This window comes from Psychrobacter sp. AH5, assembly GCF_040371085.1.
Taxonomy (GTDB): Bacteria; Pseudomonadota; Gammaproteobacteria; order Pseudomonadales; family Moraxellaceae; genus Psychrobacter.
Window position 1 is genome coordinate 2,881,210 of sequence record NZ_JAMBMT010000001.1, and the last position, 11,616, is coordinate 2,892,825.

Below are 11,616 nucleotides of genomic sequence, written 5' to 3' on the forward strand. Positions count from 1 at the left end.
CTAGCCATAAAAATCTGCTGACAAAAATGCTATTATAGGCACTTTATTAATTAGCAGTCGTTTAATATGTGTATTTGACCTAGTTAGCGCTGTTATTAATACTAATAGCTAAGTTGCAAGCGTTAAAGTAGCATAGCTAGTAATAGTGAATATTCATTACATAAATACCTAGTATTGAACAAACAAACTATGGTGAGTAATTTTGCCATGTTACCCTAGATAGCAATGCATGTTGAGAGCAAAAAGTAACACTCGTTGACATCATTTATTAACTTATTAGTATTTTTACTGTTATTAAATTTAGTTTTATGACAAGGATGTGGTTATGGCTAAAGTCAGTATATATAAATTGTTGTTATCAAACGACTAAGATAATAATACTGAGCGTTCACAAATAGTTGATAAACATTTAACTGCCTAAATAATTATAAGTATCACTAGCAAATTCCATTCATTTATCTATGAAATAGACGATTATTATGAATAGTACAACCAAAAGAACAGCCGATGTAGGATATACAGAACTTGCCGCTGACAATGCTAATTATATTGAAGCCCTTTATGAGCAATACTTGACTGATCCTGATAGTGTTGATCAAGATTGGCAGCAATATTTTGAGCAATATCAATCGCCAAACGATGCCAAGCACAACGCTATTCAAGATCAATTCTTGTTATTAGCGCGCAATCAAACTGCTAATAAAGGTAGCGCACCCGCTGCCAATGATAATTTAGCTAATTGTGCTGACCCTAAGCAAATGGGTGTACAGCAGCTGATATCTGCCTATCGACGTCGCGGTCATCGCCGAGCACAGCTTGATCCCTTGAACTTACATCCGCGTGATGAAGTCGAAGATTTGACGCTGGCTTATCACAATTTATCAGAAGCAGATTTGGATACCGTATTTCCAACTAATGATCTAAAAATCGGCAAGTCTGAAGCGTCGCTACGTGAGATTATTGAGATCATGGAGCGCGTTTATTGCCGTTATATTGGTCTTGAATATATGCACGTGACCACTAGCGTTGAAAAGCGCTGGATGGAACAGTATATGGAGAGCAATCTTGGCCATATCGAGTTTGATAGAGAAAAGCGTCTATCTATCCTTGAGCGCCTAACCGCGGCTGAAGGTCTAGAGAAATATTTAGCTCGTAAATACACCGGTGTTAAACGTTTTGGTCTAGAAGGTGGCGAGAGCTTTATTCCGGCGGTTAATGAGATCATCCAACGTGCGGGCGGTTATGGCACCAAAGAGATGGTTATCGGTATGGCACACCGTGGACGCCTAAATTTATTAGTCAATATTTTGGGTAAAAACCCAGCTGATTTATTTGATGAGTTCGATGGTAAAGTGCAGCCAGAAAAAGGCTCAGGTGATGTCAAATATCATAATGGTTATTCTTCAAACGTTATGACTCCAGGCGGAGAGGCGCATTTAGCTTTGGCCTTTAACCCCTCGCATTTAGAGATCGTCGGTCCAGTATTACAAGGCTCAGTACGTGCCCGTCAAGTACGCCGTAATGACCAGCCAAAAGATAATGGCAAGGATGGTAATTCAGTATTACCAATCGTTGTGCATGGTGATGCCGCTTTTGCCGCGCAAGGCGTAGTACAAGAGACTTTTCAGATGTCACAAACTCGTGCTTATAGTACAGGTGGCACGGTACATATCGTCATTAATAACCAAGTGGGCTTTACCACCAGTCGCCAAGAAGATGCGCGTTCGACTGAATACTGTACCGATATTGCAAAAATGGTACATGCACCGATTATTCACGTAAACGGTGATGATCCTGAGTCGGTCGTCTTTGCAGCCCAGCTGGCACTAGATTATCGTCACGAATTCGATAAAGATATCGTTATCGATCTATTCTGCTATCGCCGTAATGGTCATAACGAAGCGGACGAGCCATCAGCCACTCAGCCATTGATGTACTCGGTGATCAAAAAACTGCCAACCACTCGCACTATTTATACCAATAAGCTTATCGAAGCTGGGGTTATCAGTAAAGAAGAAGCGGCTAAGTATGAAGACGAATACCGTGAGTCGTTAGACCGCGGTGAGTATGTTGCCAACTCTTTAGTGAGTGAGCCTGACGAAGCTTTATTTGTCGATTGGACGCCTTATCTAGGTCATGAGCTTCAAGATGATTGGGATACTGGTGTTGATATCGACATTCTAAAAGGTTATGGCAAGCGCATGGCTGAGATGCCTGAAGGCTATAAGCTACAGCGTCAAGTACAAAAAATGGTTGAACAGCGTTTAGAGATGCAAACCGGTAAAGAGCCTTTGAACTGGGGTGCCGCTGAAACCTTAGCTTATGCAAGTTTAGTGGATCATGACAAAACGCTTGTGCGTATTACCGGTGAAGATGTCGGCCGTGGTACTTTCTCGCATCGTCATAGTGAGATTTATAATATGACTGATGGCAGCATGTATGTGCCACTCGCTCATATCAGTGAAGATCAAGCTCGCTTTATGACCTTCAACTCACTGTTGTCAGAAGAAGCAGTGCTAGCTTTTGAATATGGTTATGCTACTACTGTTCCAAACGCCTTAGTCGTTTGGGAAGCACAGTTTGGTGATTTCGTTAACGGCGCACAAATGGTTATTGACCAGTTTATCGCTAGTGGCGAGACCAAATGGCAGCGCGTCTGTGGTCTGACTATGTTGTTACCGCATGGCTATGAAGGTCAAGGTCCTGAGCATTCTTCAGCCCGTCTTGAGCGCTTCTTGCAGCTATGTGCTGAAGACAATATGCAAGTGATTACGCCAACGACTCCAGCTCAGATATTCCATGCGCTGCGTCGTCAAGCGGTACGTCCTATTCGTAAGCCGTTGATTGTAATGTCACCGAAGAGCTTATTACGCCATAAGCTTGCCACATCAGATTTAGAAGAGTTATCTACCGGTCATAAGTTTGAGACGGTATTGCCAGAGATTGATGAGCAAAACGCTGATAACATCACCCGTTTAGTGCTTTGTGGCGGTAAGGTTTATTACGACTTACTCGAGCAGCGCCGTGCCCTTGGTTTAGATCATGTGGCTATCGTGCGTATCGAGCAGCTCTATCCTCTACCTGAGGAGCGCTTGATTGCTGAGCTGGAGAAATACAGTAATCTAAAAGAGATCGTTTGGACGCAGGAGGAGCCATTGAACCAAGGCGCTTGGTACTACTTAGCACCGCATATGTTCCGCATTGTCGTACCGCATCCCACTAAAGCCAAAGTCATGGAGCCGGTTGCGCGTCCAGCAAGTGCGGCGCCCGCTACTGGGTCACCCAAACTACATGCTCAGCAGCAGCAAGCATTAGTCGCAGGTGGTCTTGGCGTTGAGGTTTCACAGCTTAAATAACTCAATGTTATAAGCGATTAATCTAAAAAGTATGAGCTTTAATTAATTAAATAATCAGGTGATAACCGTTAGTTTGTTATTTATTAAACACTCTAGCGGTTTATCGCAATTCAATAATAAATAGCAGTATCCAAATCTAAGGAGTATATCGATGGCTGAGATTAAAGCCCCCGTGTTTCCAGAATCGGTTGCCGATGGCACGATTGTTGAATGGCACGTTACCGAAGGTCAGCAAGTTAACCGTGATGATATTTTGGCAGAGATCGAAACCGACAAAGTGGTATTAGAAGTCGTCGCGCCTGATGATGGCGTAGTGACCAAGATTATCAAACAAGTTGATGATACGGTTGAATCAGATGACCTGATTGCTGAATTTGAAGCGGGTGCTAGCGGTACCGATAGCGCTGAGAGTGCTAATGATGCTCCTGCAGTAGATCCCAATCAGCCAGCAGCGCCGGTACAGAAAAAGCAAGCAGCTGATGGCGGCGAGCCGGTACAAGTGACCGATAAAAAAGAAGCGGATCATAAAGATCAAAGCCCAGCGGTACGTAAAGCGGCAAAAGAGTCTGGCGTTGATCCTAAAAACGTTGAAGGCAGTGGCCGTGATGGCCGCGTGACCAAAGCAGATATGGCAAGCCCTAAACTCAAAGCCGATAGCAGTATCAAAACTGATAAAGGCACGCCAGTAGCCGAAGCGGTAGGCGAGCGTAGCGAAAAACGCGTACCTATGACTCGTTTGCGTAAGCGTGTCGCTGAGCGTCTATTGTCAGCCACCCAAGAAACAGCTATGCTCACAACGTTCAACGAAGTGAACATGAAGCCGCTGATGGATATGCGCGCTAAGTACAAAGATCAGTTTGAAAAGCGTCATGGCACTCGTTTGGGCTTTATGTCGCTATTTGTCAAAGCAGCTACCGAAGCTCTTAAACGCTTCCCAGCCGTTAACGCCTCACTTGACGGCGATGATATCGTTTATCATGGTTTTTATGATATCGGTGTAGCGGTATCGTCCGATCGCGGCTTAGTAGTTCCAGTACTACGTGATACCGATAAGATGAGTATGGCGGATGTCGAAGCAAAAATTCGTGAATACGGCAGCAAAGCGCAAGAAGGCAAGCTTGGTTTAGATGAGATGACTGGTGGTACTTTCACTATCTCTAACGGCGGCGTTTTTGGCTCACTCATGTCAACGCCTATCTTAAATCCGCCACAAACCGCTATCTTAGGTATGCACGCTATCAATGATCGCCCTATGGCTGTCAATGGTGAAGTCAAGATTCTACCAATGATGTATCTAGCGCTATCATATGATCACCGTATGATTGATGGTAAAGAAGCAGTACAGTTCTTAGTTACTCTTAAGGATCTCGTCGAAGATCCAACGATGTTACTACTAGACCTGTAAGCTTTTAAGCTTGTATCGGCAACCGCTGGTACAAGCTTTTTACTTCTATGCTTAAGCGCGGTTAAATAGTCTGTGATTTTTATTACCATGTCTAAGTATCAGTATTACAACATATTCTCTTAATCATAAACTCTCATGATAAAAGCCTCTCGCTAGTTTAATTTTTTATAATCAACCTATCAAAATAGTGTATTGACTGTCTCTTTGGTAGCTAGTTAACTCGCTAGGTGAATCATGAAATCAGTTATGATTTATTTGAGCCTTGATCTAAATCTTAAGCTTACAAGCTAAGAATAGAGTCAAATATAAAACTTAAGCATGAAACCTAAACCAAAATTATCTCCATTTATAATAGGGAACTACTATGAAAGACAATTATGATCTAGTCGTTATCGGCGGCGGACCTGGTGGCTACGAAGCGGCTATCCGCGCTGGACAATTGGGTATGAGCGTGGCTTGTATCGAAAAACGCGTTTATAAAGGCGAGCCGGCTCTTGGCGGTACTTGCTTGAACGTTGGCTGTATCCCATCAAAAGCTTTACTTGATACTTCACATCGCTATGAGGCGACTAAGCATGATCTTGATGAGCATGGTATCAGCACCGGTGATGTTGAGATCAATGTCGAAAAAATGATTGAGCGCAAAGAAGGCATCGTTAAGCAGTTAACGGGCGGTGTTGCGGCGTTACTCAAAGGTAACGGCGTTGACTGGTTACAAGGCTGGGGCACGCTAGTTGATGGTAAAGGTAGTGACAAAAAAGTCAAATTTGTGGCGCTAGCAGACGAAGCGGAAACGACTATCACGGCTAAGAATGTTATCTTAGCGTCAGGTTCAGTGCCTATCGATATTCCAGTCGCTAAAGTGGATCATGAGCATATCGTTGATTCTACTGGCGCGCTTGATTTTACCCAAACGCCTAAGCGTCTAGGGGTTATTGGTGCAGGCGTTATTGGTTTAGAGCTTGGTTCAGTATGGCGTCGTCTAGGGGCAGAAGTGGTCGTTTATGAAGCCCTTCCTGAGTTTTTAGCGGCGGCTGATAAAGATATCGCCAAAGAAGCGCGTAAGATGTTCAAAAAACAGGGCCTTGATATCCGTGTCGATACCAAAGTGACGGGCGCTGAAGTCAAAGATGGCAAAGTGGTGGTTACTAGCGAAAGTAAAGGTGAAGCATCAGATGAGAGCTTTGATAAACTGATTGTTTGTGTCGGTCGCCGTGCTTATGCCGAAAAACTGCTGGGTGATGATAGCGGTGTTCAGTTAACCGAACGCGGTCTTATCGACGTTGATGATCAGTGCAAAACCAATCTTGATGGCGTTTATGCTATCGGTGATTTGGTTCGGGGTCCAATGCTTGCGCATAAGGCGATGGAAGAGGGCATGATGGCGGTTGAGCGCATTCATGGCGAAAAAGCTCAGGTCAATTATGACACTATTATCAATGTTATTTATACTCATCCAGAAATCGCTTGGGTCGGTCTGACTGAGCAAGAAGCGACGGATGCAGGCTATGAAGTCAAAACTGGCTCATTTAACTTAGCCGCTAACGGTCGCGCTCTAGCGCAGAGTGAAGCGCAAGGTTCAATCAAAGTGGTTGCCGATGCTAAGACCGATCGCCTATTAGGTATGCATGCTATCTCTGCTGGCGCAGGCGATATCGTTCACCAAGGCATGATCGCCATGGAATTTGTCTCTAGTATCGAAGATTTACAGTTGATGACTTTCGCGCATCCAACTATCTCAGAAGCAGTACATGAAGCGGCGTTATCAGCTGATGGCCGTGCTATTCATGCCATTCAACGCAAAAAGCGCAAATAGTAGCAATAGCTTTAGCTCTAGTCAGTCATAACTTACCGCAAGAACTTGGCAACTCAGAGCTAAATAGCAGCTACTATCATTCAATAAATGGTAACTTCAAATTATAGCAGTGTTTATTATAATAAATGCTGCTACTAAGTCTATTACCACGCTACAGACAGTTAATAGTGTGCCTATCTTACTATTTATTAATAACCACTTATTAACCATTACTGGTTAACCATTATTATTAATGACAAAAATAAAGGATACAATCAATGAATTTACATGAGTATCAAGCCAAAGAGCTGTTAAAAAGTTATGGATTACCTATCCAAGAAGGTATCGTGGCGCATAGCGGTGCTGAAGCGGCCGCCGCTTTTGATAAAACCCCAACCGATATCTCCGTTATCAAAGCGCAGGTTCATGCTGGTGGCCGCGGTAAAGCAGGCGGTGTAAAGCTTGTTAAGACTCGCGAAGAAGCTAAACAAGTCGCTGATGAGCTTATCGGTACTAACCTAGTCACCTTTCAGACAGATGCTGATGGTCAGCCGGTAAACTTCGTATTAGTGGCAGAAGATATGTATCCGGTACAAACTGAGCTGTATCTAGGCGCCGTCGTTGATCGCTCTACGCGCCGCGTAACTTTTATGGCCTCAACCGAAGGCGGCGTTGATATTGAAGAGGTCGCTAACGAGACACCAGAGAAAATCTTCAAAGTCAGCGTTGATCCGCTAGTAGGACTTATGCCTTACCAAGCGCGTGATGTAGCATTTAAGTTAGGCTTGGAAGGCAAGCAAATCAATCAATTTGTAAAAATTATGTCAGGTGCCTATAAAGCATTTGTAGAGAATGATTTTGCGCTGTTAGAGGTAAACCCACTAGCAGTACGCGAAAACGGCGAGATCGTCTGTGTCGATGGCAAAATAGGTATCGATTCAAACGCTTTATTTCGTTTGCCAAAAATTGCCGCGCTACAGGACAAAACCCAAGAAAACGAGCGTGAGCTAAAAGCGGCTGAATTTGATCTAAACTATGTCGCTCTAGAAGGTAACATCGGCTGTATGGTTAACGGTGCCGGCCTAGCTATGGCAACGATGGACATCATCAAACTCTACGGCGGCAAGCCAGCTAACTTCCTAGACGTTGGCGGCGGCGCAACCAAAGATCGCGTAGTAGAAGCGTTCAAAATTATCCTAGAAGACAGCAGTGTTGAGGGAGTATTAATCAACATCTTCGGCGGTATCGTACGCTGTGACATGATTGCTGAGGCTATCATCGCTGCGGTAAAAGAAGTTGATGTCAAAGTACCAGTTGTCGTACGCCTAGAGGGTAATAACGCTGAGCTGGGTCTAAAACTATTAGCAGAATCTGGTCTAACATTGACACCTGCTCAAGGCCTTGCTGATGCTGCACAGAAGATCGTCTCTGCCATTACCACTGGTATAGTTAACTAATAAATACTGATAAGTAGGAAAAAATAATGAGTGTATTAATTGATAAAGACACTAAAGTATTAGTGCAAGGGTTCACCGGTAAAAACGGTACCTTCCATTCTGAACAAGCTATCGCTTATGGCACCAAAATCGTTGGCGGTGTAACGCCAGGTAAAGGCGGTCAAACGCATTTAGGCTTGCCAGTATTTGATACGATGAGCGAGGCGATGGCGCAAACTCATGCTGACGCTTCTGTCATTTATGTGCCAGCTCCATTTGTTTTAGACTCCATTGTTGAAGCGGTAGATGCAGGCGTCAAGCTCATCATCGTTATCACCGAAGGTGTACCAACTATCGATATGCTAAAAGCCAAACGCTATATCGAAGAAGCGGATGGGGTACGTATGGTTGGCCCTAACTGTCCAGGCGTTATCACTCCAGGCGAGTGCAAAATCGGTATCATGCCAGGTCATATCCATATGCCAGGTAAAGTAGGTATCATCTCACGCTCTGGTACGCTAACTTATGAAGCGGTCGCCCAAACCACTAAACTTGGCTTTGGTCAATCAACTTGTATCGGTATCGGTGGCGATCCTATCCCTGGTATGAATCAGATCGATGCGCTTAAACTATTCCAAGACGATCCACAAACCGAAGCTATTGTCTTGATCGGCGAGATCGGTGGTACCGCTGAAGAAGAAGCGGCTGCTTATATCAAAGATCATGTCACCAAGCCAGTGGTTGGCTATATCGCTGGCGTGACTGCTCCTGCTGGTAAGCGTATGGGTCATGCTGGTGCTATTATCTCTGGTGGTCAAGGTACTGCTGAAGAGAAATTCAAAGCGTTTGAAGATGCAGGAATCGCTTATACCCGTGATCCTTCTAAGATTGGTGAAAAGTTAAAAGAAATCACGGGTTGGGAATAATTTATAGCTAAAAACAACATAAGTTTAGCTTATAGCTACTAAAGTCATATTGATAAAACACTAAGACACTCTTACAATGGGGTGTCTTTTTTATTGCCTAAAACTATTATGAAAAAAATAACCCATGCTGTTATCCCCGTAGCCGGTTTTGGTACGCGCATGCTACCGTTATCGAAGTCAGTTCCCAAAGAGCTACTGCCTTTAGGAAATCGTCCGGCTATTCATTATGTCGTCGAAGAAGCAATTGCCGCTGGTATCAAGCACATTGTTCTAGTAGGCCATAGCCAAAAAAGTGCAATTGAGAATTACTTTGATATTAATGCTGAGCTTGATAATCAGCTTCGTCAAAAAGGCAAAGATGAGCTTGCCGATAGCCTAAATTGGCTACCTGAAGATGTTAGCGTGTCGATGATACGCCAAGGTAAGGCTTTAGGGTTAGGTCATGCAGTTTTAGCCGCGCGCCCTATCATCGGTGACAATGACTTTGCAGTATTGCTACCGGATGTGGTATTAGATCCTTTCAAGACTGATTTGCGGCGTGATAACTTAGCTTTTATGATTAATGCATTTGCTAAGGAGGGTCACTCGCAAATATTGGTAGAACAAGTGGCTGATAGTGAGGTGCATAAATACGGTATCGCGAAGCTAAGCAATGATGACGATAGTGAATATAAAGAAGACGCTAATGGCAACCAAAGCTTTAGAGTAGCAGGCTTCGTTGAAAAACCTAAGCTCAGTCAAGCGCCTTCACGCTTAGCAGTGGTAGGACGTTATGTTTTTAGTAATAAAATATTTGCTTATCTAGCCAATACTACCGCCTCAGTCGGTGGCGAGATTCAGTTGACCGATGCTATTGATGCACTTATTAGCGAATATGGCGTCAATGTGACTACGATGCGCGGCGCTAGCTATGATGCAGGAGACATGCGCTCTTATATGCAGGCCTTTATTTATTTCGCTCAGCAACAGCTTACTGATGAATAATCAATTATTTAATTAGTCCGCCACATAAAAACCCCTGTCGATGAGTCGTATTATGTCAAATAATCCCTATCCTAGTGCTCGCAAATCCTCGTATTGGACGCAGTTACAGCAGCTCGCTGAGCAGCCGTGGTCGATTGTGGACTTATTCGCTCACGATGATAAGCGCGCTCAGCGCTTCTATGCAGAAGCCAATGCTATTTATATGGATTATAGCAAGCAGTGTATCGATGAGACGGTATTAACGGGGCTATTGAATTTGGCGCAGAGCTGCGAGTTATCAGCGCGCATTAAAGATTTGATGCAAGGCGCTATGGTCAATACTAGCGAGCAACGTGCTGCGCTGCATACCGCTCTTCGTTTGCCTGAGAGTGCCGCGTTAGTGGTCGCTGAGCAAAATGTAGTCAAAGATGTACATCATAGTCTAACGCAAGTTGAGCGCTTATCGGCTCGTATTCGTAATGGTACTTGGCGCGGGTTTTCAGGAAAAGCCATTACCGATGTGGTCAATATCGGCGTCGGTGGCTCTGATTTAGGGCCGCTGATGGCAACGGCTGCGCTCGATGAGTGGGCGGATACCGACATCGTAGTGCATTTTGTCTCCAATATGGATGGCACGCAGCTGGATAATTTGCTCAAGCGCCTCAATGCTGAGACTACGTTATTTATTATCTCCTCTAAGTCTTTTGGTACTGTTGATACTTTATCGAATGCTAAGACGGCTTTGTCGTGGTTATTAGAAACCGCTGTGCTTAATTCAGGCTCACAAAAAAGTGTCTTGCGTCGACATTTCATCGGTATCTCAGCCAATAGAAGCAAAATGAGTGCTTGGGGTATCCATCCTGAGCATCAATTGCAGCTTTGGGATTGGGTTGGTGGGCGCTTTTCTTTATGGTCAGCTATCGGTTTGGCTATCGCTATTCGTATTGGTATGTCACAGTTTCGTGAGCTACTTGCGGGTGCAAATGCTATGGATGAGCATTTTGCTACTGCAGATTTTAAAGAAAATTTACCCGTACTATTAGGGCTGCTTGCGGTGTGGAATAGCACCTTTTTGCAGATACATGCGCATACGGTATTGCCTTATGATGGACGTTTGGCTTATTTACCAAGTTATCTAACTCAGCTTGAGATGGAGAGTAATGGCAAGTCAGTGACTCATGATGGTAGCCATATTGATTACAATACCTGTCCGATACTTTGGGGCGAGATTGGCTCAAACGCGCAGCACGCTTTTTATCAATTACTGCATCAAGGCACGCAGCATGTTTCTTGTGATTTTATCGCTTGCGTCCGTCATTATGACGATAATGAACAAAACACTTCATTACAGCATCAGCATGAGTTATCGCTATCGAACTGCTTAGCACAGAGCCGAGTGTTGGCTTTTGGAAATGCTGCTATCGCCGATGTAAATGCTACGGCTTGTGAAGCGGATAAATACAAGCATTATCGCGGTAATCAGCCTTCCACCACTTTGCTTATCGATGAGTTGACACCACATAGTTTGGGTGAACTGATTGCTTTATATGAGCACAAAGTCTATGTCATGGCAAGCATTTGGGATGTGAATCCTTTTGATCAGTGGGGCGTTGAGATGGGTAAGCAAATGGCAGAAACCGTTTATCAAGCTATGCAGCAAAATACTTCTGCTCCTTTTGATACTTCTACCAATCAGCTACTAGAGCATATCAAGCAGCTAGCTGAATAATACGGT

The 11,616-nt window shown here is 44.1% G+C and carries 7 protein-coding genes; all 7 read left to right on the forward strand.

Going from position 1 to position 11,616, the window contains the following annotated elements:
• Positions 1 to 479: 479 nt before the first annotated feature.
• Positions 480 to 3,356 carry a 2-oxoglutarate dehydrogenase E1 component gene (locus M0N77_RS12295; RefSeq protein ID WP_353105456.1) on the forward strand — a complete coding sequence of 959 codons (2,877 nt, stop codon included), beginning with the start codon at positions 480 to 482 and terminating at the stop codon, positions 3,354 to 3,356.
• A 151-nt stretch (positions 3,357 to 3,507) separates the two neighbouring features.
• Complete coding sequence (gene odhB / locus M0N77_RS12300; RefSeq protein ID WP_353105457.1) at positions 3,508 to 4,761, forward strand: 2-oxoglutarate dehydrogenase complex dihydrolipoyllysine-residue succinyltransferase; 1,254 nt, start codon at positions 3,508 to 3,510, stop codon at positions 4,759 to 4,761.
• A 364-nt stretch (positions 4,762 to 5,125) separates the two neighbouring features.
• A complete protein-coding gene (lpdA, locus tag M0N77_RS12305) occupies positions 5,126 to 6,577 on the forward strand; it encodes a dihydrolipoyl dehydrogenase (RefSeq protein ID WP_353105458.1) in 1,452 nt (483 codons plus the stop codon).
• 257 nt (positions 6,578 to 6,834) lie between these two features.
• A complete protein-coding gene (sucC, locus tag M0N77_RS12310) occupies positions 6,835 to 8,013 on the forward strand; it encodes an ADP-forming succinate--CoA ligase subunit beta (RefSeq protein WP_353105459.1) in 1,179 nt (392 codons plus the stop codon).
• 26 nt (positions 8,014 to 8,039) lie between these two features.
• On the forward strand, positions 8,040 to 8,918 hold the full coding sequence (gene sucD / locus M0N77_RS12315) for a succinate--CoA ligase subunit alpha (RefSeq protein WP_353105460.1): 879 nt from the start codon (positions 8,040 to 8,042) through the stop codon (positions 8,916 to 8,918).
• 108 nt (positions 8,919 to 9,026) lie between these two features.
• Complete coding sequence (locus M0N77_RS12320; protein ID WP_353105461.1) at positions 9,027 to 9,902, forward strand: UTP--glucose-1-phosphate uridylyltransferase; 876 nt, start codon at positions 9,027 to 9,029, stop codon at positions 9,900 to 9,902.
• A gap of 52 nt (positions 9,903 to 9,954) precedes the next feature.
• Positions 9,955 to 11,610 carry a glucose-6-phosphate isomerase gene (pgi, locus tag M0N77_RS12325; protein ID WP_353105462.1) on the forward strand — a complete coding sequence of 552 codons (1,656 nt, stop codon included), beginning with the start codon at positions 9,955 to 9,957 and terminating at the stop codon, positions 11,608 to 11,610.
• Positions 11,611 to 11,616 lie beyond the last annotated feature (6 nt).